Source organism: Pseudomonas sp. C7.1 (genome assembly GCF_056312395.1).
Genome location: NZ_JBWDTL010000003.1, coordinates 2,012,590 through 2,037,128, shown reverse-complemented (window position 1 = coordinate 2,037,128; position 24,539 = coordinate 2,012,590). Strand labels below are relative to the sequence as shown.

Annotated in this window: 24 protein-coding genes and 2 pseudogenes; 13 read left to right on the top strand and 13 right to left on the bottom strand. The window is 56.3% G+C overall.

All coding sequences use genetic code 11. The features are described from left to right. Window positions 1-15: 15 nt before the first annotated feature. Both AC0T4W_RS12925 and AC0T4W_RS12920 read right to left on the bottom strand, forming a co-directional pair. Entirely contained in the window at window positions 16-300 is a 285-nt protein-coding gene (locus AC0T4W_RS12925) for a type II toxin-antitoxin system RelE/ParE family toxin (RefSeq protein ID WP_476319455.1), read from the bottom strand. Then, a complete protein-coding gene (locus AC0T4W_RS12920) occupies window positions 300-575 on the bottom strand; it encodes an antitoxin of toxin-antitoxin stability system (RefSeq protein ID WP_476319453.1) in 276 nt (91 codons plus the stop codon). The genes AC0T4W_RS12925 and AC0T4W_RS12920 overlap by 1 nt, the downstream gene beginning before the upstream one ends. 804 nt (window positions 576-1,379) lie before the next feature. Here AC0T4W_RS12920 and AC0T4W_RS12915 point away from each other — a divergent pair. Further along, on the top strand, window positions 1,380-2,141 hold the full coding sequence (locus tag AC0T4W_RS12915; RefSeq protein WP_476319451.1) for a hypothetical protein: 762 nt from the start codon (window positions 1,380-1,382) through the stop codon (window positions 2,139-2,141). 56 nt (window positions 2,142-2,197) lie between these two features. After that, complete coding sequence (locus tag AC0T4W_RS12910) at window positions 2,198-4,222, top strand: BbrUII/HgiDII family restriction enzyme (RefSeq protein WP_476319449.1); 2,025 nt, start codon at window positions 2,198-2,200, stop codon at window positions 4,220-4,222. Between the two features lie 68 nt (window positions 4,223-4,290). Here the strand turns inward: AC0T4W_RS12910 and AC0T4W_RS12905 are convergent. From AC0T4W_RS12905 to tnpB, 3 genes and pseudogenes are all read right to left on the bottom strand, one after another. After that, window positions 4,291-4,770 (bottom strand): annotated as a pseudogene (locus AC0T4W_RS12905) (IS1595 family transposase); the annotation flags it as partial. A gap of 44 nt (window positions 4,771-4,814) precedes the next feature. Continuing rightward, the gene (gene tnpC / locus AC0T4W_RS12900) at window positions 4,815-6,380 is read right to left on the bottom strand and encodes an IS66 family transposase (protein WP_476319447.1); all 1,566 of its coding nucleotides are present in this window, start codon (window positions 6,378-6,380) and stop codon (window positions 4,815-4,817) included. Between the two features lie 18 nt (window positions 6,381-6,398). Continuing rightward, a complete protein-coding gene (gene tnpB / locus AC0T4W_RS12895; RefSeq protein WP_476316920.1) occupies window positions 6,399-6,758 on the bottom strand; it encodes an IS66 family insertion sequence element accessory protein TnpB in 360 nt (119 codons plus the stop codon). 742 nt (window positions 6,759-7,500) lie between these two features. Here tnpB and ltrA point away from each other — a divergent pair. Beyond that, on the top strand, window positions 7,501-8,691 hold the full coding sequence (gene ltrA / locus AC0T4W_RS12890) for a group II intron reverse transcriptase/maturase (RefSeq protein ID WP_476319445.1): 1,191 nt from the start codon (window positions 7,501-7,503) through the stop codon (window positions 8,689-8,691). A gap of 50 nt (window positions 8,692-8,741) precedes the next feature. Here the strand turns inward: ltrA and AC0T4W_RS12885 are convergent. Both AC0T4W_RS12885 and AC0T4W_RS12880 read right to left on the bottom strand, forming a co-directional pair. Beyond that, window positions 8,742-9,230 (bottom strand): annotated as a pseudogene (locus AC0T4W_RS12885) (transposase); the annotation flags it as partial. An 85-nt stretch (window positions 9,231-9,315) separates the two neighbouring features. Continuing rightward, window positions 9,316-10,359 carry a DNA cytosine methyltransferase gene (locus AC0T4W_RS12880; protein WP_476319443.1) on the bottom strand — a complete coding sequence of 348 codons (1,044 nt, stop codon included), beginning with the start codon at window positions 10,357-10,359 and terminating at the stop codon, window positions 9,316-9,318. 923 nt (window positions 10,360-11,282) lie between these two features. On the opposite strand from AC0T4W_RS12880, the gene AC0T4W_RS12875 reads away from it, so the two are divergent. Continuing rightward, window positions 11,283-11,684: a type II TA system antitoxin MqsA family protein gene (locus AC0T4W_RS12875; protein ID WP_476319441.1), complete on the top strand. Its 402-nt coding sequence runs from the start codon at window positions 11,283-11,285 to the stop codon at window positions 11,682-11,684. A gap of 270 nt (window positions 11,685-11,954) precedes the next feature. Here AC0T4W_RS12875 and AC0T4W_RS12870 read toward each other — a convergent pair whose 3' ends face one another. Together AC0T4W_RS12870 and AC0T4W_RS12865 are read right to left on the bottom strand one after the other, a co-directional pair. Next, window positions 11,955-12,590 (bottom strand): HD domain-containing protein, encoded by a 636-nt coding sequence (locus tag AC0T4W_RS12870; RefSeq protein ID WP_476319439.1) that lies wholly within the window; start codon window positions 12,588-12,590, stop codon window positions 11,955-11,957. Between the two features lie 59 nt (window positions 12,591-12,649). Then, window positions 12,650-13,186, bottom strand: a complete 537-nt coding sequence (locus AC0T4W_RS12865; RefSeq protein ID WP_476323639.1) for a DUF3087 domain-containing protein — start codon at window positions 13,184-13,186, stop codon at window positions 12,650-12,652. A gap of 164 nt (window positions 13,187-13,350) precedes the next feature. On the opposite strand from AC0T4W_RS12865, the gene AC0T4W_RS12860 reads away from it, so the two are divergent. Together AC0T4W_RS12860 and AC0T4W_RS12855 are read left to right on the top strand one after the other, a co-directional pair. Next, window positions 13,351-13,923 (top strand): COG3904 family protein, encoded by a 573-nt coding sequence (locus AC0T4W_RS12860; protein ID WP_476319437.1) that lies wholly within the window; start codon window positions 13,351-13,353, stop codon window positions 13,921-13,923. 372 nt (window positions 13,924-14,295) lie between these two features. Beyond that, entirely contained in the window at window positions 14,296-15,024 is a 729-nt protein-coding gene (locus AC0T4W_RS12855; protein ID WP_476319435.1) for a trypsin-like peptidase domain-containing protein, read from the top strand. A 10-nt stretch (window positions 15,025-15,034) separates the two neighbouring features. Here AC0T4W_RS12855 and AC0T4W_RS12850 read toward each other — a convergent pair whose 3' ends face one another. Continuing rightward, window positions 15,035-15,589: a hypothetical protein gene (locus AC0T4W_RS12850; protein ID WP_476319433.1), complete on the bottom strand. Its 555-nt coding sequence runs from the start codon at window positions 15,587-15,589 to the stop codon at window positions 15,035-15,037. A gap of 255 nt (window positions 15,590-15,844) precedes the next feature. Between AC0T4W_RS12850 and AC0T4W_RS12845 the strand changes: the two genes are divergently transcribed. From AC0T4W_RS12845 to AC0T4W_RS12835, 3 genes are all read left to right on the top strand, one after another. Beyond that, complete coding sequence (locus tag AC0T4W_RS12845; protein WP_476319431.1) at window positions 15,845-16,006, top strand: hypothetical protein; 162 nt, start codon at window positions 15,845-15,847, stop codon at window positions 16,004-16,006. Between the two features lie 85 nt (window positions 16,007-16,091). Then, window positions 16,092-16,496: a DUF4398 domain-containing protein gene (locus tag AC0T4W_RS12840; protein ID WP_476319429.1), complete on the top strand. Its 405-nt coding sequence runs from the start codon at window positions 16,092-16,094 to the stop codon at window positions 16,494-16,496. After that, a complete protein-coding gene (locus tag AC0T4W_RS12835) occupies window positions 16,493-17,305 on the top strand; it encodes an OmpA family protein (protein WP_476319427.1) in 813 nt (270 codons plus the stop codon). The genes AC0T4W_RS12840 and AC0T4W_RS12835 overlap by 4 nt, the downstream gene beginning before the upstream one ends. 194 nt (window positions 17,306-17,499) lie before the next feature. Here the strand turns inward: AC0T4W_RS12835 and AC0T4W_RS12830 are convergent, their stop codons facing one another. The 3 genes from AC0T4W_RS12830 to AC0T4W_RS12820 are packed head-to-tail and all read right to left on the bottom strand — an operon-like array spanning window position 17,500 to window position 20,651. Further along, window positions 17,500-17,844 (bottom strand): YdbL family probable chaperone protein, encoded by a 345-nt coding sequence (locus tag AC0T4W_RS12830; protein WP_476319424.1) that lies wholly within the window; start codon window positions 17,842-17,844, stop codon window positions 17,500-17,502. An 11-nt stretch (window positions 17,845-17,855) separates the two neighbouring features. After that, window positions 17,856-18,047, bottom strand: a complete 192-nt coding sequence (locus AC0T4W_RS12825; protein ID WP_476319422.1) for a YnbE family lipoprotein — start codon at window positions 18,045-18,047, stop codon at window positions 17,856-17,858. A gap of 15 nt (window positions 18,048-18,062) precedes the next feature. Further along, window positions 18,063-20,651, bottom strand: a complete 2,589-nt coding sequence (locus tag AC0T4W_RS12820) for an intermembrane phospholipid transport YdbH family protein (RefSeq protein ID WP_476319419.1) — start codon at window positions 20,649-20,651, stop codon at window positions 18,063-18,065. A gap of 149 nt (window positions 20,652-20,800) precedes the next feature. On the opposite strand from AC0T4W_RS12820, the gene AC0T4W_RS12815 reads away from it, so the two are divergent. From AC0T4W_RS12815 to AC0T4W_RS12800, 4 genes are all read left to right on the top strand, one after another. After that, window positions 20,801-21,169: an antitoxin Xre/MbcA/ParS toxin-binding domain-containing protein gene (locus AC0T4W_RS12815; protein ID WP_476319417.1), complete on the top strand. Its 369-nt coding sequence runs from the start codon at window positions 20,801-20,803 to the stop codon at window positions 21,167-21,169. Window positions 21,170-21,392: 223 nt separating this feature from the next. Beyond that, complete coding sequence (locus AC0T4W_RS12810) at window positions 21,393-22,145, top strand: RES family NAD+ phosphorylase (protein WP_476319415.1); 753 nt, start codon at window positions 21,393-21,395, stop codon at window positions 22,143-22,145. A gap of 381 nt (window positions 22,146-22,526) precedes the next feature. Beyond that, window positions 22,527-22,931, top strand: coding sequence for a tetratricopeptide repeat protein (locus tag AC0T4W_RS12805; RefSeq protein WP_476319413.1), 405 nt, complete (start codon window positions 22,527-22,529; stop codon window positions 22,929-22,931). Window positions 22,932-23,108: 177 nt separating this feature from the next. Beyond that, a complete protein-coding gene (locus AC0T4W_RS12800; protein WP_476323636.1) occupies window positions 23,109-24,470 on the top strand; it encodes a DNA recombination protein RmuC in 1,362 nt (453 codons plus the stop codon). The last annotated feature ends 69 nt before the right edge of the window (window positions 24,471-24,539 follow it).

Sequence of the window (24,539 nt, the reverse complement as noted above, 5' to 3'; positions counted from 1 at the left end):
TGGTTGAGTTGCAGGCTAGCCCTGGAGCGGGGGCCACATTCTGGCGACATGCACCAGGGCGAGAATCCAGACCACGTCACTCTCAGTCTGATAAACCAGGCGGTAGTTTTCGTGGGGCATCAGCTCACGGGTACCGGCAACCGTCCCCAGTCTGCCCTTGCCGGGAAAGTCAGCGAGGGTGGACGCAGCTGCGCTGAACAGCTCATCCATGTGCACGGCGGCTAGTGGGTTATCGGCGGCTATGTATTCCCAGATATCCAGACGATCCTGCAGGGCCTCGGGTGCCCAAATAACCTTCATTAGTTGCCCTGAGCGTTAGCACGGCGAGCAGCGAATTCCGCCTCGACATCATCATTGGATCGACCACGACCGGCCTCTATCGATGCTCTGGCAACAGCAACCTTGCGTTGCACGAACTCATCATGCTCCTTGGCCTGTTGCTGCTGGCGGATGAAATCACGCATAAGGTCACGCATGACCTGAGAGGCCGGTAGGTGCGCGGCTTGAGCGGCTGCCATAAATTTTTCACGTAGCTCGGGCTCCAGCTTCAAATTGAAAACGGCTTCTTTGGCCATGGCACATCACCTATAAGTTAATTCGTACTCACGACGTATATACGTTGTATGCATGCTAAGCAATGGACGTAGGACGGGAAAGCACCCGTCGACGGATATGGTTAAGGGTTGATGATGCCGAGCAATGTGGGCGCTCTCGCGGGCTTGTTCCTGGGCAAGCTGGGAGGCCGGCGGGTCGTCTGCAACTATCTCCGCTAAAGCTTCATCTATAGAAAGGTGGCATTCCTGGCGAGAGTCGCCACAGAGGCAGCGGTGCCAGCGCTTTTGACGGGGTTTGCCCTTTCATGGCGCAGGCACGCGCGGTGCCATAGGTAAGGCCGTTGCGATCCGCCCAGGGTTTGATGGTTCCAGCTCTTCCAGTTCCAGGCTTGTTCGGTCACTATTCGTGTTGGCAAATGGCTATTACGTTGAAGTCGTATTAACTCCGAGGTGAAGGCCGCTCCCGTGGTGTGTTGGAGTAAATAGTGCATCGATTTAAATTTTGTATATGGAATAAATAAAAGATAGAACCGTTCTATTGGTTCGCATGGCTGGGCCCAAAGCACTGAGTCAGCTGGGGGATACGAATCACGAACGCTGGAAAACATAAGCAAGGGCGCCATCCGGATGGGCACGGACGAGATTGCTGTGGTAGTAAAATGTACCCGCAGTACGCCTTGTGGCTGGCCAGTGGGAATACAGCGTCGGAAGTAGGACAAACGAGCCCTGAGTACGATAAAGAAAATTCAAATTTGCCCAATCAAAACGCGGGATAATGAACACAAAAAAGTAGTTAGACGCTGGTACGTCTGGAAGGATCCATAAATGAATGAGCTACTGATAGATACCCATTGCCCGGTAGTTTCAATTGGCGATTTAATAAAAAAAGTTTCTAGCCTAGACTCTGAAATAACCTGCTCTTTACAGGGCGGGTCTTTTTGTTTGGTGAATATGGAAGTGTCACCTATTGAATTCCTTTGCCAAGCAGAAGAAGATTTCTTGGGTGGCGGTCTTTCGGCAGCTATAAACTGTATAACGAATTCAAAAAGAGCAATAATAAGCCAGGTTGACCAAATTCTATTTTCGTTTGGTTATGAATCCAGTCGGTGGGATACAGAGCGGAAGCTAACAAAGCTAAAAGAGCTAGGTGTGTTAGCTCCAACAGTATTAAGAAAGTTAGTTGATGCGAGAAATTTGCTAGAGCATGAATATAAACTTCCAACCAAAGAGCAGGTGGAAGATTACTTGGATATCGCAGCTATTTTTGTGCTAGGAACTGCATCCCAATTTCACCCGTTCTCGGATGAGATAGATATTTATTTTAGTGACAAATTTAAATTAGTTGGAAGCTTAGAGTTCTGTATTTTTCGCGAGGATGGCCGTATTGCTTACGGAGCTTACGGCTTCGTATATGACGAAAACATGAAGAAGTCCCTGGTTGGTGAGGCTTTCGTAGAGAACAAGTCAAAGCTGTTTTGTGCTCTAACTAAAGCGTGCTCGTCTCTGGAGTTGAAATACAAAGTTCAAGATTCGACAGAAAAATTAAAGTTAAAGATTAAATCTGCGTTGGGCAGTTGCGCCCCTTGATGGGGCCAGGATTTATAAAATCTATTAAGTAGATATAAATATAAAAGAGGTGTGCAATGGATGCAGTTGTCGAGAGTGGACTTAAGGGCGATTTTTTTCAAATCGAGATTGATCTTAATGTTCTTAATCATCTTGGAATAGGGCTTTACAGCAGCACTCCAGCAGTAGTCACCGAGATTGTTGCTAATGCGTGGGATGCGGATGCTTCCGAGGTTAAGGTTTATATTGCCGAGGACCAGATTACCGTTGTTGATGACGGCCATGGAATGGGCTCGGAAGAGTTGCAAGCGCGTTTTCTTAGAGTTGGATATGCGCGTAGAGATCAGGGAAAGGGGAATAAGAGCGATACACGTGAAAGGCCTGTAATGGGCCGAAAAGGTATTGGGAAGCTAGCAATGTTCTCACTAGCTAATCAGATTGATATCTGGTCGAAGATGGATGGTAAAGAACCTGTAGCTGTGCGTATTAATGTTGAGCAGTTGAAAAAAGATATCGCGATAGATAAACGGTATAACCTTGAAAAGCTTGATGCTGTGTACGATTGGGGAGAAAAAAGTGGTACTCGAATTGTACTTTCAAAATTGACATCAGGCACTGATAAAACTGAGAGTTTTCTACGCCCAAGAATAGCTAGAAGATTTAGTGTTCTTGGTGCCTTACACGATTTTAAAGTACTTATTGGTGGTAATGAAATCACCACAAGCGATCGAGGTTACCATTCTGATATACAGTTTTGGTGGGATCTTGATGATGAGACAAGAGAAAGCCAGGTTCCATTATTGAAAAATCTGGCATCTGATGAAAAAAATGAGAAATGCATAGCTAGGTTAAATAATGTAGTGGTTTCAGAGGGGCGTGCATATAATGTATCAGGTTTTATAGCCACCGTTGTTAAACCAAAAAATTTAAAGAAAACTGACGACAATATTAACCAGATATCACTTTTTGCAAATGGGCGCGTGTTTCAGGAGGATATGCTAAAGGATATTGGTAACGCCAAAATATTTAATAGCTATATAGTTGGTGAGGTTCATGCAAATTTTCTTGACGCGGACTCTATAGATAGAGCAACAGCAAACCGTGAAGCAGTTAAAACTGGAGATCCCTTAGTTACAGCCGTGCGAATTTGGCTGAAAAGCACGTTGGAAATTATCGCGGATCAGTGGGATGATTGGCGTCGACAGCAGAATATTGAAAGCGATGATGAGCGTACACAGTTGGCGTTAGAGGCATGGTACGCGTCTCTTAATGACGCTAGAGACAAAAAATTGGCTCAAAAATTAATTAATCCAATTCTTTCAACTGATCACTCAAATGATGAAAACAAGAATAAAGAAATAAAACGAGATTTAATAAGAAGTGCAATAATTGGGTTTGAAAAAATCAGAATACGTAAGCAGCTTGATAAACTTGAAAGTGTAACTGATGTTATGTCTGTTGAATTTCAGAAATTATTTCATAGTCTTGATGATGTGGAAGCGACTCATTATCATGAAATTACTCGGTCAAGGCTGCAGGTTATAGAGAAATTTGAAAAAGAGATTGTAGATACTGCGTCTTTGGAGAAAGTTGCCCAAGAGTACCTTTTCGATCATCTATGGTTACTTGATCCCACCTGGGGGCCGGTAGGTGAAAGTAAAGTAATGGAGCAGACATTAACTGCTGAGCTACTCATGGTTGCGCCTGATGCCGAGACTGGCGCGAGAATTGACATTGCGTATAGGACGTCATCAGGTCGCCACGTAATTGTTGAGCTAAAGCGGCCGGGACTAAAGTCTGTCGATGTTAATGATTTGATTAAGCAGGGTAAAAAATATAAAGCGGCTGTTACACAGTATCTTACTAAGCACCCAGATATTGCCTCGTTTAATGGTAGAGTGCCGCCAATTGATGTTTGTTTTGTAACGGAAGAATTGCCGAAAACAACGTACGGGGATGCTTTGGATGATTTAAGAAATAGTGATATGCAGTCGTTTACTTATAAAGGCATGATAATGAACGCCCGGCGTGCATATAATGAGTATCTAGATGCTGTGCCCAATGTGTCTAAAATTGATGATATAATTTCAAACATAATCTGAGCTAAGTATAAATAACCCGTTACTTCGCCAAATTTAATTTTTTGGTGGTGTAGTGGGTTTTTTAATGGCTATGTCTGAGTTAACTGTTGCGTGGCCCTATATCCCAGCGACTCACCCAAGCAAATCAACGGGTTGAGCTGCGTTTTGTAGCGTTCAAGCAGGCGCCGCCAGCCTAAATAATTCGTCAGGTATTTGGTGGCCACACCATGAAAAGGAATCATCCAGCTCTTGAGCCGACTATCGTAGGCGTTCACGTTCTGGATGTGGAAAGCGCCATCAACTCGGCGTTTCTGACTCGGGTTGATCGGTCGATGAGTAATGCCCTCTGCTTTGGCAAAGTGGGCATAGACACCTGCGCTGTCGGTGCAAAGAATCGCGTCCGCGTCTATCAGCGGGCGCAGTCGCTCCCCGATGTGGCGTGCATCAAGCTTTTCCAGCTTGAAGTCAGCCTGCTGGCCACTACGATCTCTCACCACCAACACTGGGATCTGCTCGGCAGACAACCCGCGCCGCTTGGCACTTCCACCGCGCTTACGAGGTGGGCGGGGCCTAAGCGCTCCATAAACCGCGTCTGTCAGGACAAGGTCTGTTTTCAGGAGGCTGGGGCTGGCGAGCAGTTCCACGGCAGCAGTGCTTCGTAGTCCTCGACGGTATTGGCCAGTGGCAGGCGTTCGAGGATGTGGCGCAGGTAAGCGTAGGGCTCCCGGCCGTTGGCCTTGGCGGTTTCGATCAGGCTGTAGATTTGCGCACTGGCGGTGGCGCCCTTCGGCGTATCGCTGAACAGCCAGTTTTTGCGGCCGATTACGAAGGGGCGGATGGCGTTCTCGGCGCGGTTGTTATCGATCGGCAGGTGGCCGGCTTCTGCGTAGCGTTCAAGCCGGCTCCAGTTGCTGGCTAGGTAGTTCACCGCCTTGCCCAAGGCGTTCTGCGCAGTGACCTGGGGCTGGGTTTTCTCCAACCAGACCTTGAGTTGAGCGAGGATCGGTAAGCTGTGCTGTTGACGGCCCTGATGACGGTGTTCGGCGCTGACGTCCTTGAAGTCGCGCTCGATGCCGTACAGTTTGTTGATCAGGCTCAGCGCCACGTCGGCCCGTCCGGTTTTGCCCTTGGGCTGCACCTTCTGCGCTTCGATAAATTTACGCCGCGCATGGGCCCAGCAAGCCAGTCGCTCAACACCTGCCTGCGCGGCCACGGCGTTGTAACCGGCGTAGTCGTCGGTCATCAAATAGCCGCGATAGCCAGCGAGCAGGCGCAGCGGTACGTCCTGCGCACGGCTGGTGGTGTAGTCGAAGAGGATCAGTGGCCTGTCTGGCGGGCCTCCGGTTTGTACCCACATCCAGGATTGGCTGCTCGGCTCGCGCCCCGGCTCTTTGAGCACTTGCACACGGGTCTCGTCGCAGTGCAGCACCGGATAGTCCAGCAGCATGTCGCGCATCAGGTTGAGCAAGGGTTGCAGGTGCTCACCGCACTGGATCACCCAACGCGCCAGGGTCTGGCGGGGGATGTCGATGCCATGTCGATGGAGGACTTTCTCGAAGCGATACAGCGGCGTGCCGTCGACATACTTGGTGCTCAGCAACATCGCCAGCACGCTGGGGCTGGCCAGGCTTTTTTCGATCAGTTGCGCCGGTTTGTCGGCGGTTACCAGGGCGGATTCGCAGCCCTTGCAGGCATAGGTCTTGCGGATGTGTTTGATCACCCGGATCTGCATCGGGATGATGTCCAGCTGTTCGCTGGTTTCCTCACCGATCACCTGCTTGCGGCAACCGCAGGCGCAGGTCAGTTCGTGCTCGGGCAGCTCATGGATGACTTCGACGCGGGGCAGCTCGGCCGGCAACGGCTTGCGCTTACCACGACGCTTGGTCGGCGCGACGTCCTCTTCTTCGACCTCAGCGGCCGGAGCTTCAGGCGCCGCTTCGGCGAGGCTTTCGGCCTCGTTGAAGATCTCCAGCTGCGGCGAGTCAGGATCGGCACTTTGCTCGGATTTACGGCCGAACAAGCGCTGGATCAGCAGTGCGTTTTGTTCACGTAGGTGCTCGATCTGTCCGTCCTTAACCAGCATCTCCTGATCTTTTGCAAACACCTGTTCATGCAGCGACAGCAGAAGCTGCTTCAGCAAAATAGGATCGTCAGGAAGGCTTTCGGGCATGGAAATCATGCCGTGGATTATACCGGCTCACGTGACGAAACGGGGCGTCAGTACCTTGTGCGGTTGGTTGCCCCAGAGGTCGATGCCCTCCAGTAATTGGTTCAACTCGCGCACCGTCAGCTCAATGGCTTCATCACCCGCATCCGGCTTGGTCTTGAACCGCTCAGCCTCCAAACGCTTGAGCCACAGACAGAAGCCGTTGCGGTGCCAGTACAGGATTTTCACTTGGTTGCGCGTGCGATTGAGGAAGACGAACAACACAGGGTCGAATACCGCGACCTTGATATCCAGCTCGACCAGGGCCGCCAGACCATTGATTGATTTGCGGAAATCGACTGGCTTGGGATAGAGGTAAACGGCTTTGACCCTGGGGTCGGGACGCATCATGAGCTGGCTCCAGAAAGATATCGGGAGCACAGCATCGGGTCGTGCCGGGATCATTTGAAGGTGGAGTTTATGGAGCGCTTAGTGCGCCAGTTAAAGCTGGCGGAGGATAGTCGATGAAAGTTCGATACTGGTAAGAAATGGCGAATCAACCAGACCCCGAGTCATGCATGTTGCACCGTGAGGTGCAGGGTGAAGCGTTGACAGGGGAAACCGATGGGCCAGCCATTGAGCCGCGTAATCACAAGTTCGGGATGCCGATGCTGTTAAGCGAAGCAGAAGGCAACACGGAGCATGGCGTTTTACGCCAGTCATGCTCTGATCCCGCGCGGTCGGAGACCCTGTGCACGTCGGGAAGTCCTTCGCACAGAAACTGGGAGATCTCAGCGGTGCCCGGTGCGCAGGCACCGGGCGGAGCAGGAAAGGCCAAAAGCCATAACCCTGCTGCTCACGTCGCTGAGAAGTCGGATACGTCCGTAGTACCTGAGAAGCCATCGAACAAAGGGCCTGGCCCTGCGGAGATAGTGGAGGAAAGGGGCGTAGCCAAGGGAAACACCGATAAGAACCCCGTGCCCCGGACACTGAGCCGGATCAGTTGCACGTTGATGGGACTTGAAGGTGTACGTGAAGCAGCCCGAAGGAACAAGGGCATGCAGTTCACGGCGTTGCGCACCACATCACACCGCAGTTATTGGCGCAGAGCTTTTATGCCCTGCGCCGAGATGCCGCGGTGGGCGTGGACGGCATGTCGTGGCGAGAATATGAGGAAGGTCTTCTCCAGCGGGTAACCGTTTTGCACGCAAAGCTCCACAGCGGAGCCTATCGGGCAACACCATCGCGGCGGGTCTACATTCCCAAAGCCGATGGCAGGCAGCGCCCGTTGGGCATTGCCTCTTTGGAGGACAAGATCGTACAACAGGCGGTTGTTACCGTTCTAAATGCGATCTATGAAGAGGACTTCCTGGGATTCTCGTATGGGTTTCGACCGGGACGCAGCCAGCACGATGCGCTGGATGCGTTGACGGTCGCGCTGAAGGGTCAGAAGGTGAACTGGATATTGGATGCGGATATCACGTCGTTCTTTGATGAGATCGACCATGAATGGATGCTGATGTTTCTGGGACACCGGATTGCAGACCGGCGCATGCTCGGACTTATCTGCAAGTGGCTTCAAGCGGGTGTAATGGAGGATGGCCGTAGGGTGGCTGCGACCAAGGGGACTCCCCAAGGTGCAGTGATATCGCCGTTGCTGGCGAATATCTATCTTCACTACGTGCTGGATCTGTGGGCAAGGCAGTGGCGCCAGCGGCATGCCCGTGGCGATGTGATTGTCGTGCGTTACGCGGACGACAGCGTGGTGGGTTTCAGGACGCAATGGCAGGCTCAGCAGTTTCTGGTGCAGTTGCAGGAGCGGTTGGCCAGGTTCGGATTGTCCCTCAATGCCTCGAAAACACGACTGATTGAGTTTGGTCGTTTTGCTGCGAGAAATCGTAGGGTACGAGGTCTAGGCAAACCGGAGACGTTTGACTTCCTGGGCTTTACGCACTGTTGTAGTACCAACAGAAGCGGTGGTTTTCAAATTCTGCGACTGACGGTCAAGAAGCGAATGCGTGCGACGCTGCTGGCTATTCGGGATGAGCTGAAGCGTCGACGCCACGAGTCTGTTCACGTCGTAGGTCAGTGGCTCACCCGGGTGGTCAGGGGCTACTTCAACTACCACGCGGTGCCGGGGAACCTGATACGTCTTGGCGGTTTTCGTTCGGCGGTTTGCCGTCTATGGCGGCAAGCCCTCATGCGACGCAGTCAGCGTAATAGGCTCCAATGGTCACGCTACGGTCGCCTCGCCGACCTCTACATACCTAAACCCAGAAATGCACATCCGTACCCTGAGGATCGCTTCGCGTCACATACCCAAGGCAGGAGCCGTATGCGGTAGTTCCGCACGTACGGATCTGTGCGGGGGGCGGCAGGTAACTGCCGTCCCTACCGCGACCGGCGGGGCAGCTCTCTCTGGCCCTTGAAGGACTCCAGAAAGAAGGTCTCATCCGCCTCGACAATGCCCGATGCATGCCGGGCCTGGTGATCAGCAATTCGAGAGAGAAACCGGTGCCGCCACAGGAAAGCCGTGTTCTTGCTGACGCCACAATGGATTGCGGCCTTGCGTACGCTCAGGCTTTGGGTCAACGCCTCGGCATAGTCTTGCCACAGATGACGCTTTCTCAATCGCGCCATAGGAGTGCCCGTCAGAGCATTACTGGTTTTGCCACACGCTTTGCAGCGATACCGAGGCAGGTCGCCACTGGTGCCCCACGGGCGCAGTTCTTTGGACTGGCAATGTGGGCAGTGGCTGGGGGCTTTGATTACGTCCTGCGCAATCACGCCAGTGTGCGAAAGGCTGGTGCTCAACTGACGACGCTGCTCTGGCGTTAGGGTGGGCAGCTGGGCTACCCACCGTGAAAACTGAATCGCTTTCATGATCAATCCCTCGCATTCGGAGACATCACAACTCAGTTTAGACCATCGCAACAGTTAACTTAGACATAGCCTTTTTAATTGGCTATCAACTAGTAGATAGTTCTTTAAGATGGCGTTGGATACTTAGGCCGATAATCTCGCCTAAACGTACAGGAACCGCATTGCCAATCATGCGGCCAACAGCCTTGAAGGTAATGTTTTCAGGCGGCATGAATTTGTAATTTTTCGGGAAGGATTGCAGCGTTGCTGCTTCGCGTAACGAGATTGCTCGATCTTGGCTCTTATCGTAATGGCCAAAACGACCGTTACCAAAGCCGTAGCAAAGTGTAGTCATGGTCGGGCCAGGTTCATCCCCGCGCATGCGCCCATAAACGCTTGGGTAGGTTTTACCGCTCGCTTTGCGGTGGCAGTCAGCGCGCAAGTGCTCTGGCCAATCATTCCATGTGCCACCTGGCTCCGACAGCATGATGCGCTGTAGGTTGATCGGTGTTAGCGATGCTGCTCGATGCAGTGGATCTTTAGGGTCACATTCTCCGGCCGCTAGCTTAGGAAGCTTGCCGATTGCCTCTTTGACGGTCACAGGCTTGCTGTGGGTCTTGGGGATCATGGTGATTGGGCCGAGCTTGGAGGCGAGCAGTACATGACGACGGCGATGTTGGGGAAGACCGTAGTCGATGCAGCGAATTGTGTCTGCCCAGATGTGGTAGCCCTCATCCTCAAGCCCTTTGACAAAGTCATTGTAGACCTGGTGCTTGGTCACATCCGGAACGTTCTCCATGGTGACGAGCTCAGGTTTGATGCTTTTGATAAGCTTTTCAAAGGAGTAGAGCAGGGGCCATTTAACATCTGTGGTAGTGTCACGGCCTTGGTTGTAACTTGAGAATGGCTGGCATGGAGCGCAGCCTGCCAGTAGCTTCAGGCGATTTGGGCGATACCAGGCAGCAACGTCATCAGCTTTTACAAGGGCGACACTTTCGGCGATGAATTCCGCGCCGTTATTGGTCTTGTAGGCATATTCGCAATTGAGATCAATGTCGTAGCCGGCACGTACGCTAATACCGGTCTTGAGTAGGCCTGCGGTCAGCCCGCCAGCACCACAGAAAAGGTCAACGGCGTCAATGTCTTGCATAGTAATGGTCTCCTGGCGGAGCTCATTCTAACGGTTTGGTCGTAAAAGATCGAGCACGAATACTGAAAATTTATACATGCTTTTGACCATTCTCAAGCGCTTTTTCGAGGTCTTTGAGGCGCAATCCTCGTGGCATATGGTGTCATCCTGGGTGTCGGTTTAGCGACTACACGGGTGCTGATCGCGGTATTTGCCAAGCTAATCGTTATCGACGTTAACCAGCGTAAGCAGGCCATCCGTGTTGGCGGTCAACCGATATTCAGCGAGTAGTCGGCTCAAGCCTACAGCGAGCCTCACATGGCGAGCGAGCTACGACAATGATCGCAAGGATCATAGTGATCGAATGAAACAGCGCTATTGTTCAGCATCGAGCGGTTTTAGTCCGATGGGGTAGGCCTTGCGGCCGGTATAGCCTGCTGTACTCGGCGGCGAAGGCTTGCAAAGTAGTGGCGGTCAGCAGGCAGTGTGGGCGTTGACGCTGCCCCTAAGAGAAGTTGGTCGCGCAGCCGTGTTTGCACATCGTTTTTCATAAAACCCCGCATTGATGGAATTAACCTAAAAGGTTATTTTTGGCTCTCCCCCGGACATGTGTTGCGTGGGGCTGGCGCGCGTGGATTACCCCGCTTTGCGCGGCTGCAGCCTGCATGCCTAGGTAGGTTGGCGTTGAGCGCAGCGAAGCCCAACAGCTTGGGGCAGGATCGTTGGGCTTCGTCGCGTTGCTCCTCAACCCAACCTACGACTTATCGCCCTTGCAACACGCTATATGGGATAAGACCTATTTTTGCCCTATGGAAAAGCGTAAACCCCATATCAAGCTAGAGCTAGTGATGCAGGCCGTAGTCGAGTAGCGTTATCACTTGACCCGCGAGGCCCTGGAGGCGGCGATGAGCTGAGCTGATCGTACCCTTTAAGGAGAAGTGACCATGAAATGTCCAGTATGCGGCGGGGCGGAACTGGTTCACGGCGCCCGCGATATGCCCTTCACCTACAAGGGGCAGGCCACCCAAATTAGTGCAGTAGAAGCCGATTGGTGCGATGCCTGCGGTGAGTCGCTGACTGGGCCGGCAGAAAGTGAGCGCGTTATGCGGGCCATGAATGAGTTTCGCCAGCAGGTGAACGCCCAGGACGGTAATCAGGAGCTGATTCGCAGTGTGCGCAAGCAATTGCGCTTGAGCCAGCGTGAGGCTGCCGAACTGTTCGGCGGTGGGCCAAATGCGTTTTCTCGCTACGAGCGCGGCAGCACAGAAGCCCCGCAATCGCTGGTGCAGTTGTTCAAAATCCTGGGGCGGCATCCGGAGTTGATCAACGAGCTGCGTACGAACTGAAACGCCCACAGACGGATTCAGAATCCACATCTTCCGCCATATCGAAATTTACTCAGTCCCTGAACTCGTCATAGATTCAGGGGCTTTTGGGGCTCTTTCTCAGCCATGTGTTGTGAGGTATGGATGGCTTAGCCCCTCACCCTAGCCGGGCGCCCCTAGCCCTCTCCCGGAGGGCGAGGGGACTAATCGGTGGAAGCCGACAATCGTGCAACAGTTAACGGGTACACAGCTTTTGCTTTTGGGTTAACGCAAGCAACTCCTCGTTTGCGCTTATCCAATCGCCGCCAGCAGATTGACCCTGGCCTGTTGTTCGTAGCGGTCCCGGAAGTGGCTTGTGCTGTATAGGTGGGTGCGGGCGAGGAAGTGTTTGAGCACGGCCTTGCGTTTGATGCGGTACAGCAGGCCGGGCACCCAGCTGTATTCCGCGCGCACCTGGCGGTCGTATTCGCTAAAGCGCTCAGGGGTGGCGCCGAGTATGGCCAGGTCGATGTCGACGAGCAGTTGCTGATCGGCATCGCTGGGTGTGGCGTTATGGCGGGTGGCCATGATCAGGTTGTGAACCCGCGTTTGCACCTGGGTTGTGGCTGCGCTTGCTGCCAGCGCCTGCACGGCCCAGTCGGCGCTGCGCAGTTCATTGTCTGAGCCGCGCAGTGCGTAGATCGCATCGTGAAACCACAGCGCGATTTCCACTTCACCCGGCTCGGTTGCTAGGGCGAGCGCTGCGTCGAAATGTTCGAGGCATTCCATAAGGTGCTGTTGGCTGTGGTAGTGGCGGTGCGGTTCGTTATAAGCGGCCAGCAGCTGCTCGAACAACCCGGCCGGGGCGGGCAGTTTCAGGTTGCGCCAGGCGCGTTGCCAGGATTGGCTGAGGTAGCCATGTGCTGCGGGCGTGTCGAATGGGTTCATTACGGTTCTCAGCCTAAATCGTTTCCGAGAGCTGCTAGTTAACCTCAGCGCTAGCCAGCTTAGCGCGGCAGTGGCTGGATCTTTTTCACGGCTTCAAGCCAGTCAGGGTTGAGGCGCGGCTGGTCGGTGTCCAGGCCCAGCTCTTCCATGCGTTCCTTGTGTTGATTGATCTCCGCTACGGCCTCACTGAGGGCGCTGGTGTTGCCGTCCAGTTGGTGCATTTGGGTCAGGCCTTGATGGTAGAAGCGCAGCAGTTGCATGGCGACGGGGTCGCGGGCGGCTACGCCGGCTTTGACGTGGTGCATCAGGTTGGTGATGCGCATCAGGCTGCGTTTCAGGCGCCAGCCATATACGGCGGCGGCCATAAAAGGTTGTGGCCAGAGCAGCATGCGTACCAGGGCTACGGTCAGCGCTAAGGCGGCGATAACCCCGCCGAGGTTCCAGCGGAAGTTGTCGCCGCCTGGGGTGCCGAATAGCAGCACGGCGCTGCTCGACAGCAGCATGGCCAGGGCGACGAAGATTGCCGCGATGGTCAGGGTGCTGCGGCGGGTTTGCTGGCGGTAGATTTCAGGGGTGCGCTGCTGGATTTCGAACATCGGGGCCACGGGGATTCTCACTTGTGCGGGTACTTGTGCGGGTGATAGCGGCGTTGCTTAAGGGGTTGCCGAGGCATGTAAACGCTGCAAATTATGCGCGATTGCCCGGCAACAGGTATCTTCGCCCATCCGTTGACCGCATCGCTTAAGGATTTACCGGGTTTATGAGCCGTACTGTGTTTCAGGCTGTGATTATGTGCGTGGCAGCGCTGTGTTCGAGCGCCGCGTTGGCCAAGGTTGAGGTGCAGGCCGGGCAGCATAAGAGCCTTGGGCGGACTCTTGTCGCCAAAGTCTCTGAGGATATTACGCCGGGTGATTACGAAGTGCTGCTCAAGGGCATCAAGGCCAACCCCGGCACGTATGCGAAGAAGATCGTCATGCTCGACAGCATCGGCGGCAGCGTAGGCGAGGCCATGCGTATGGGGCGCTTGCTGCGGGAAACCGGCTTCGATGCCATGGTGCCGTCCACTGGGGTGTGCCAGGGCAGTTGCGTGTACCTGCTGGCGGCGGGGCATACTAAAACCGTGCGCGGTTATGTGGGTATTCATCGGCCGTACTATGCGGGCAGTGATTCGGTGCATTCGGCATCTACCTTTGGGCCGAGCCGGGCAACTCAGGTCGCTTATTTCAAGGAAATGCAGATGCCGCCGGAGCTGCTTGAGGCAATCAACAGCACCGAGCCACGGCGCATGCGTGTGCTGACGCCGGCGGAGCTAACGCGCTACCGCTTGCAGTGAGTCGGGCGCTTGGCGGTGTTCGCGCATTGCCCGGCGTGCTGCCATTTACGAGTCTTTGGTGCGGTTGGTTGGCGTCCTCGCGGGGCATGCCAGTGCGCTGTTGCACCAGTTTGGTCAGTTTATGCATGGCGCTGACGGCGTTGATCTGTGCGTTCAGGCTTATCTCGGACCTTGCAGTCAGCGATGTCGGCAAGTGGTCTGCTTATGCGCGGCACGCTGCTGGGCTGTTATGTGGGCCTGCGAACCGACGCCTTGCTGGCGCGCCGCTAGCCTGCTGGCCGCGTTACAGCTGATGTGGCGTGGCAATTGCTCAGCTTTGGACCGCATGAGCCTTTTCTGGCATGCCTGCCGTCAACTCAAGGATATGCTGCGATGTCGATGATTGAACCTGTGCTGCTGGCTGCTGCGCGTGTCTGTACCTTTGTTGGTCAACAGCTGTTGACCAATGCCAGTGGTTTTTTCTTCGCCCGTGATGAGCGCCTGTTTCTGGTGACCAGTCGGCACGTGATGATTGATGAGCCGAGCCAGCATTTTCCGGACCGTATCGAAATCGAAGTGCACACCGATTTGCACAATGTGGCGCAGACCACCGGCTTCTCCATGCCGCTCTATCGCGATGGTCAGAGCCTCTGGCGGCAAGGCTGCGATGGCGCCGGCGAGGTTGATGTGGCGGTGTTGGAGATCAATCGAGCGGCGCTGCCGGCGAGTATGGTTTATCACGCCTTTACCCCGGCGCACCTGTTGCAGCCGCAAACCCCGGTGGAGGTTGGCACCTCACTGCTGGTAGTGGGCTTCCCCTTGGGTTTTCACGACACTCTGCACCATGTCGCGGTGGTGCGGCATGCCGTGGTGGCGTCGTCGTTCGGTTTGCGTTTTCAGGGCCAGGGTTACTTTCTTACCGATGCCCGCACGCATCGCGGCACCAGTGGCGCGCCGGTGGTGATGCGCGCGCCGGGCACTGGCGAGGATGGCTTGCCCTGGGTGCTGCTGGGTGTGCATTCGGCGCGGCTTGACCTGGGCAATCGTGATCTTGAGCTGGACGAGGCTCTGGGTCTCAACTGCACCTGGTATGCCGATATTCTGCTGACACTGACTCAGTAAGGTCCTGCTCTCAGCGTGGCGTCTGCAGCCCTGTAGCGTCGGCCATGTTGATGTCCTTGACCAAGCCTGAAGTGGCCTTGATTACTTCACGGGCCATGCGGGTTTCCTGCTCATTGTGGGTTTGTGCCACCAGCACCACATCACCATGAGTAATGGCGTTGTTCACCAGCTTGGCAAAGCGCCCGTTATGTTGCCCGGCGCCCGATGACGCGCCGATCACACTGCCGAGAAAGCCGCCGATAAACCCTCCCATACCCATCAGGGAGAAGGGTGCGAGCATCGGGCTGGCATGGAACAGGCTGGCTTCGCTGACAATCATCGCCACGGCGATCAAGGCACCGGTGCCGATACCAATGCCTGCACCAATGGCAATGTCGACCAGCATGTCCTTCAACACCTTGTTGCTTTTGGCCTGTGGCGCAGGGGCGGGCGGAGCATCGGCGTTGCCGGCAACGATGTGCAGTTGTTCGGTGTGCATGCCGCGTTCAAGCAATTGGGCCTGCGCCTGCTCAGCGGTGCTGCGTTGGGTAAAAAATCCTGATACGTGGTGGCGGTAGAGGTCCATTTTCCTGCTCCTAATCGTGAGCCGTCGCCGACGGCCGAACTGCCAGATTAGGTAGCGTGGATGGCCATGTCTGTGCGCCTGCATACGCAGGGACGAAAGTGTTTGGGTGAATTATTTGCTTATGCGCGACAGCGTACCGACAGGCCTGGGTATCGCTGCGATTCTTCTCGCTGCGAGCTGCATGCGTGGCGTAACAGCAGCGTTTAAAGCTCGAAATTCGCGCGTATCGCCTGAAATGGCTTTTGGAGATGTGCGATGAAAATCCACTACCGCCCGCTCTTGCTGGCGTTTGCTATTGCCTATGCCGGTTTGGCTGTGGGCAACCTGATGATTGCCATGAGCCTGGCGCAAAGCGTCACGCCCAGCTGCGTCGCAGGTGATTGCCCTGGCGATCGAGAATGCTGTCTGCCGCGCTGATAGGCGCTGCGGCTTAGCCCATCTGGGCCCGTGCGCAGCTTAGTCTGCCGCGTGCTCATCCGTAATTGTTTCTGAGGACATCCCTATGAATAGGACTTCATCCATCGTTGATGGTATGGCTGCGTTGCGTCTGGCCGGTCTGTGTGCCGGGCTGCTGGTACTTAGCGCCTGCGCTTCACCACCCCTGCCACCAAGCCAGGCGTTGCAGGCTGCCGAGTCGGCTATTAAAAGTGCCGAGCAGGCACGTGTTGCTGACTACGCCTCGCCGGAGTTGGGCGTTGCGCGGGAGAAACTTTCCGCTGCCAACCTGGCTGTACAGCGCGAAGAAATGCTCCTGGCCGAGCGCCTGGCTAATCAGTCGCGGGTTGAGGCTCAGCTGGCCCTGGCCAAGTCTCAGGCGACCAAGGCCAAAGTGGTCAATGACGAAATGCAGAAAAGCACCAACAGCTTGAAGCAGGAAATGCAACGCAACACTGGAGCTCAACAATGAACCTTGCCCATAACGTTCAGCACTTGCTGTTGGCCACCGCGATCAGCCTGGCCCTGGTCGGTTGCGCCGCGCAACCGAGCATGCCGCAAGGCGCCGCCGATGTCCGCAACAAGCTCACCCGTCTGCAAGCTGATCCGCACCTGAGTACCCGTGCGCCGGTAGCGCTCAAGGCCGCCGAAGATGCGGTGATCGTTGCCGAGCAGCCGCGCAAGGATGAGGAAGAAGAGCAGGCCCTGGGCCAGCATCTGGTGGTGATGGCTGACCGCAAGGTGGAAATCGCCATGGCCCTGGCGCAGACACGCTTCTATGAAGACCAGCGCAAAATCCTCAGCCAGCAGCGCGAAGGCGCGCGCCTGGACTCGCGTACCCGCGAGGCCGATCAGGCGCAGCGGCAGAACAGCCTGCTGCAGCAACAGATTGATGAGCTCAATGCCAAAGAAACCGAGCGTGGCCTGGTGATGACCCTGGGCGATCTGCTGTTCGCTACCGGGCGTGCCGAGTTGCGTGCGGGTACGGCGAACAATCTGGGCAAACTGGCGATTTTCCTCAATCAGAACCCTGAGCGTCAGGTGCTGATTGAAGGGCATACCGACAGCGTTGGCAGCGAGGAAACGAACCTGAGCCTGTCGCAGCGCCGCGCTGACTCGGTGATGCATTATCTGATCAGCCAGGGTGTTTCCCCAAGCCGTCTGGGTGCTTCCGGTAAAGGCGAGAGCATGCCGGTTGCCGGTAATGAGTCGGCTTCAGGTCGGCAGATGAATCGGCGGGTGGAAATCATCATCAGCCAGAACATGGCGTCGCAGCGCTGATGCCCGCTAGCTGATCTGCAGCCCTTGCAGATCAGCTAACAACAACAGGTCGGAGCAGTTCGACCTGTTGTTGCATGGCCAGCAGTATGGCTGTGGTTTCAAATGCTCAGATGAGCTGCACTGGGCAGCGCTAAATGCTGGCGTGTAGAACAAAAAAGGAGCGCAGTGCGCTCCTTTTTTGTTCTTGCGGCAAGTTATTTACGCTGCCACTTACCCTTCAGCTGGATGTATTGCCCGGCGGGGGTTTTATCCAGGGCTTTCTGCCCGGCAATGGTTTCTACATCCGTTAGCTGGATGCCGTTCTGCGCGGCCAGCTTCTGGTATTCGGCGCGGCGGGCCTGGTTTATCAGCTGTGCGATTTCTGCGGCTTGGCCGCCAGGGCTGACAACTCCCAGATAGCCGTTAGGCATTTCGCCCAATTGGCCGCTGGCTTTGGCGTCGCCCAGGGCCGGCATGGCTTCGTTAAGGTTCAGGGCTACGGCCGGCAGGCTTAGGCTGAGCAGCAGTAACAGGCTGGCGATGCGCTTAGAGAGATTCATGTTCGGGCTCCTTAGAACAATCCGCTGGATTCGCTGAACATGTTGTCCAGGGCTTTATCCACCTTGATATAAATTTCGTGCTCGATCTTCACATTGAGGTTGATGTTGATCGGCTCATTGGGCATCGCCAGCTGCACGGTTGGGGTGCAAGCCGTGCTGAGCAGCCCTAGTAGCAGGACGGCGAAATAACTACGCAAGCGCATGGCGCTTCTCCTTGGTCATGGCTCTGTCGGGGCCGTTTTGGCATTGCGCTCCAGCATACGCTGTTGCACGCGTTGCTTGATGATGTCGCTGACTTTGTCGGTCAGTTGCAGGCTGGCCAGCAACGTCGGAATATCTTCTTCCAGGTTGATATTGAAGTGAATCGGCCGGCCTTGTTCGATGGCCGGGTTCTGTCCCTCCAGGCGCATGGCCAGGGTTAGCTTGCCTTGCTGATCGTAGTTGACCTGGCTGCTGAGGGTAGTAAAGCGAAAATCCTCCAGTGATTGAGTCACCAATTGCATCGCCGGGTTACTGCGGCCCAGGGCGCGGATGCGTGCTGAGTGAAACTGCAGCTTGCCGCCAGGTTTACGCGCGCTTAGCTGGCCTTGTTCAATGGTGACGCCCTGGCTGCTGATCTGCAGCGGCAAGTTGCCATCGAGGGTGCCTGTGCCGGCTAAACCTTCTGTGGGATAGAGGATAAACAGCTGCTCAAGTTCCAAACCCTGCACCCGCACGGGGAACACCAATGACTCGGCGGCTAGGCTCCACTTACCTGGCGCAAGTTGCAGCGTGCCGCCCATTAGCGCCGCTTCGGCGTGCTGCAGGTGCAGTTGGCCCTGGCCCGGTGTGTTTAGCGCGGCGCTGTAGCGGCCTTTAAGTTGGAGCGGTCCCAGTGGCATGCCGGGGTTGGCCTGGGCCAGACGCAGCTCACTTAGTTCAAGCTGCAGCTGCTTGGGGTCGACACGCACATTCAGGCGGCTGTCCAGGCCCTCCAGCGCGGTGCGGTCATAAATCCCGCCAAGGCCCTTGCCGGTAATTTCGAGCTTGATCGTGGGCAGTTGCTGGTCGCTGGCCAGGGTCAGGTTGGCATTGCCATTCAGGCGGCCATTGTTCAGCTCCAGCAAGGCTGGCCAGGCGCTGAAGCTGCCTTGCAATGGGTTGCCGCCGCGCAGAAACAGTTCCGTCAGCTGTGCTTGCAGGCTCAGACCCTTGGCGCTGTTGTGTTGCGCCTGCAGCTTGAGTTGCAACCCCGCATCGTTACGCAACGTGCCGTTCAGTTCCGCCTGCTGCTGGCTGGCATTCACCGGGCCTTGCCAGTACCAGCGTTGGGGCTGCAATTGCGCATGCTGCAGGTGCGCACTGAGGTCGAGGGGGCCTTGCAGCTGCCAGTCTTGCAGTGCGCCTGCCACCAGTTGTGCCTGCAGCTTTAGCCCGCTGCTGCTGGCCTTGAGTTGCTGCGCGCTGATCTCGCCGCTGTGCAGATGCTCAAGGCTGAGCTGTGAGCCTTTACCGAGTGCGAGATTCAACTGCTGTGGGTCCAGATAGGCGTCGAGTTGCACTTGCGTCTGCAGCGCACCGATCTTCCAGCTGTCCAGCTGCAATGCCGGGCTGGATGCGCTAAGGCTGGCGTCCAGCAGTTGCAGCCCCCAGGGCAGGCCATTGGCCAGGATCAGCATGCCCTTTAACTCGAACGGGCTACGGCCCTTGCCGGTGAGTTGCAACGTTAACGGCAGGGCGCGGCCGCTCAATTGTTCGGCAATAGCAGCAGGCGTTTCTGTGGCCTGGATAGTTAGCTGCAGCGCTTCGGGATGCAGTTCTACCGGTACGCCGCTGATAAGGTCATGGGCAATCTGCTTGAGGCTGAGGTCGGCGCTCAGGCTATCAGCCAGCCACTGTCCATCCAGCGCCTTGGCGGACAGGTCGAAGCTGCCCTGCAGTTCGCCGATAGCGGGAATTGGCCAGGGTTCTGGCAGGTTGGCATTGGCCTGTAATTGGCCACTGGCCTGTTGCAGCTGCGCCACGCTGAGTGGGCCAGGGGCAAGCTGCAGTTGCCAGCTGGCCTGTAACTGCGCTGCTGCCGGCGTATCTGGCAGCGTGCCTGCGGCGTTGGGCAGCCATTGGCTTAGCCAGCTGTGCAGCGCCTTGCTTTGCTGCAGGTCGCCGGTGAACTCACCTTGCCAGCGTTGCCCAGCGGCATTTTGTTGCAGGCTGCTGCTGAGCTGCAGTTGCGGTTGTTGATTGATCGCCAGGCTCAGTTGCAGCGCTGCAGCTGTGGGGTCGCCCTGTAGCTGAGCCTGCCAGCGCAATTGGTCCTGCTGGTGCTGCAGATTGAGCTGCACATCAAGCTGTGCGGCGTCTTTGCGTAGCAGCAGATCGCCCAACAGATGGCAGCGCGTATCGGCGCAGGGCAGCTCGACCTGCAGTGCATCGATATGCACGCGCTGCGGTAACAGGCTGACAAAAGCTGCGATCTGCTCAAGCGGCAGCACAAAATCCGAGCTGTCGCCAGCTGCTGGTGCTGGTTGAGAGGGCAGATTGAGTTGCAGGCTCGTGACCTGCACCTGCTGCCAGAAGGGCAGCGCCAGGCTGAAGCCACTCCAGCGCAATTGCACCTGTTGCAGCTGCACTGCGCCGCTGGGGTGCCGCAGGCTGAGCTGATCAAGCTGGATACTCTGGGTGGATATTCCCAGGCCCTGCCACTCGAAGATTTCGATCTGCTCGCGCTCAAGCAGGCGGCTCAGGCTCAGATAGCCGTAAGCGCCAAGTAGGGCGAGCAGTAAAACCAGGCAACTGATAAGTCGCAGCCAGGTGCGCCGGCTGGGCATAAGCACTGATCCATAGTGAGGGGAGTTACGTGGCAGGACGGTAACCCATGTCTGGCAAGCTGCCAATCATAGGTTATTCTGTTCTGTGTAATTACAGCATTTAGTGATAGCTTTGCTGTAAACACACATTGTGAAAGTAGGAGGTCGTGATGAGCGCATTGATTCGACCGGTTGCCGACGCGGATGCGGTGCTGGCCAAAGCGCTACTCAACACCCGTGAACAGCTGGGCCTGACTCAGCAAGAGCTGGCAGACATCATTGGCGTACACCGCACGGCCATCTCGCGCTGGGCCGAAGGTGGCCTGCGGGTGCATAGCAAGACCGGTGAACTGGCCCTATTGCTGATTCGCGTATACCGCTCACTGTTTGCCCTGTTCGGCGGCAATCTGGTGGATATGCAGCATTTTCTGCGCACCGATAACCGCCATCTGGATGCGCCGCCTCTGTCCCTGATGCTGCAGGTTCAGGGGCTGGTGAGGGTTGTTGAATATCTTGATGCGATTCGTGGCAAAGGCTAGAAGCTGTTTATGACCTGCTGCGCGTCGGCCCTGCTGCGTTGAAAGCAGGCTCGGAATGCTCATGTACAAAAGTACACTCCGCTTCCTCGCCGCTTGACCAGCCGGAGGCTGTTACTAACGTAGCGCCTTGCATGACTCTAGCTCGCGAGGCCCTAAAGCAGCTTCTCAATATCAAGCTACAAGGCGGCACCCAACAATAATAAAAGTTAAGGACAACACCACCATGGATATCTGGCAACACTGCCAAGGCCCTGCCCAGATCAAGCCATTGCGCGGCCGCCTGGTGCGTTTGGTGGAAAGCCAGGCCCAGGTCGCCACGTTGCAGCTGGTTGACACCCTCGCCGAGCAGGCGCTGCTTGAGGAGTTGCTGGAAACCAGCAAGCCACCGCTGCCGCAGAGTGCCGAACCGCTGCATTATCTGCTGAAAACCCCGTTCCGTTATCCACCGCTGCGCTGGGGCTCGCGTTTTGGTTCGGTGCATGAGCCGAGCCTGTTCTATGGCGCGCTGCGTATCGAAACCGCCATGGCCGAGGCCGCGTATTACCGCTTTCTGCTCTGGGACGGCATGAGCATCGCGCCGCCGAGTGGGCGCATCCTTTCCGAGCATTGCACCTTCGAAGCGCGCTACCAGGTTGAGCGCGGCATTCAGTTGCAGCGCCCGCCGTTTACGGATTTCCAGGCTGAGCTTTGTCATGCCAGCGCCTACCACGCCTGTCAGGCATTGGGCGCAGCCATGCGCAGGGCAGGGGTGGAGGCGTTCGAATACCGCTCAGCGCGCTGCCCGCTCAAGGGCAACAATGTTGCGCTGTTCGTGCCAGCGGCGTTGGCCGAAAAACGCCCGCGCAACCTGCTGAGCTGGTTATGCGAAACCACCGACGACTATGTCGCCTTCAAAAATGCCCAAGTGCCGGATACCCCGAAGGTCTTTCGCTTGGCTGCGTATCAGGTCGATGGCCGCCTGCCGCGCCCGGCTTAGCTGGTACGGCATTTTCAAGGTGTTTTGCCCTGAAAAAGAGCAGTGCGACGGCGTGACGCAGCGACTTGTGCACAATTGCGATGCGCCTTGTCAAGCTGCATGCAGTGCTTGACGTAAACCCTTGATTCTTTTTATTGATTTTATAAGTCAATGAAATATATGGATTTTTTGTGCTGGTGAAAAAATCACCAGTTTGACCTTGGGCCCCACGCCATAGGCGCTGAGGCCGCTTGCTCCCATGTTATCCACGAAGTTATCCACAGCTTCTGTGGATTAACCCGAGCGCTTGCTCTAGACCGCTGGTTGGCGCTTTTTTGCAAGCCTTTACCTTGGCGAAAAAAGGAGTAGAGTTGCGCGCCTTCCCGGCTGCCGCTGCTTCTTATGCCTCGCGTAATCACTCGACTACCTATCGCTGCAACCACTGCCCCTCGTCTGCCCACCCGTGTGGCGCTTTGGCTACTGGACAGTCCTCGCCTCGGGCATGCTGCCAGCGTCAAACGCTTTGCTGGCCATCTGCTCAAGCAGCCCGCCTTGCAAGGCGTGGTTCAGGCGCAGAGCCGACTGGGGCAAATGCTCTGCCGCGATTGCGGTAACCCCCGTGATCGGCGCATAGGCTTTGAGCTGCTGCGCCAGGCCGCTCGTGCTGGTGATATGGGCGCCCAACTTGAGCTGGGCCAGCTGTATAGCCAACCGCGCAACAAAGAACCGCAGCAGGCTCGCCATTGGCTGGAGCTGGCTGCGGGGCAGGGGTCGCTAGAGGCGCAGCAACTGCTTAAACAGCTCTGACGCAGCCAGAGGTACTGGTTATACTGCCAGTACTTTTCAGCGGAGCCGCTTATGCCCATCGATCTGCCCGCCGCGTTGGCGCCTGCACTGCTCGGTTTTGCCGCTGCGGTACTTCCCCTTCTTTATATGGCTTGGTCGCTGCAGCGCCGCCTGGCCAGTCAGCAGCTGGAATGCAGCCTGCTACAAGAGCGCCTGAGTAACGTACAGCTGGCCCAGACCGGCCTCGCGGCGCAGTTGGATGATTGCCGTGATGAGGTCGCCGAGATCAGCGAGATCAAGGCCGATCAGCAGGCTGAGCTTGCGGCGCTACGCCGTGAAGCTGATTTGCTGCAACAGGAGCGGCAGATCGCTCGCGAAGCCGCCCAGGCCTGGGGCAATCAACGCGAACAGCAGGAAGCTGAAATCCGCCGCCTGGATGCCCAGCGTGCAGCCCTTAGCGCCGAACTCAAGGAACAGCAAGACAGCCATCAACAGCGCCTGAGCGACCTGCAAGGTTCGCGTGATGAGCTGCGCGCGCAGTTTGCCGAGCTGGCTGGAAAGATCTTCGATGAGCGCGAGCAGCGTTTTGCCGAGACCAGCCAGCAGCAGCTTGGTCAGTTGCTTGACCCGCTCAAGGAGCGTATCCAGTCCTTCGAAAAACGTGTGCAAGAAAGCTATCAGCAGGAAGCCCGCGAGCGCTTTTCCCTGGGCAAGGAGCTGGAGCGCCTGCAACAGCTCAACCAGCGCCTGGGCGATGAAGCCACCAACCTGACCCGCGCCCTCAAGGGCCAGAAAACCCAGGGCAACTGGGGCGAGCTGGTGCTGGAGCGGGTGCTGGAGCATGCAGGTCTGGAGAAGGGCCGCGAATACCAGACCCAGGTCAGCTTGAAGAGCGCCGATGGCGAGCGCTTCCAGCCTGATGTGCTGATCCAGTTACCCGGTGACAAGCAGGTGGTGGTGGACGCCAAGGTCAGCCTGACCGCTTACCAGCACTATATTGCTGCTGAAGACGACGCCAGCCGGCAGCAAGCGCTCAAGCAGCATGTGCTGTCACTGCGCAGCCATTTGAAGGGCTTGTCGCTCAAGGATTATCAGCGCCTGGAAGGCCTACACAGCCTGGATTTCGTGCTGCTGTTCGTGCCGATCGAGGCGGCTTTTGCTGCGGCGTTGCAGGCTGATCCTAGCCTGTTTCAGGAGGCCTTTGATCAGCACATCGTTATCGTCAGTCCGACCACACTGCTGGCCACCTTGCGGGTGATCGACAGTCTGTGGCGCCAAGAGCGACAAAGCCAGAACGCCCGCGAGATCGCCGAGCGCGCCGGGGCGCTGTACGACAAGTTTGTCGCTTTTATTCAGGACCTGGATGAAGTGGGCGCGCGCCTGCAGCAACTCGATAAGGCCTATGCCGGGGCGCGCAACAAGCTCTGTGACGGGCGCGGTAATATCATCAGCCGGGTGGAAAACCTCAAACTGCTCGGCGCCCGCGCCAGCAAGAGCTTGCCTGCCGAGCTACTTGAACAGGCGGCTGGGGTGATGGTGCTGGACGAGACCAGCGAGTAACGCATCTATTGCCCCCCGTAGGAGCGGGCCATGCCCGCGAGCCGCGCTGATGGATTATTTCGCGGCCAT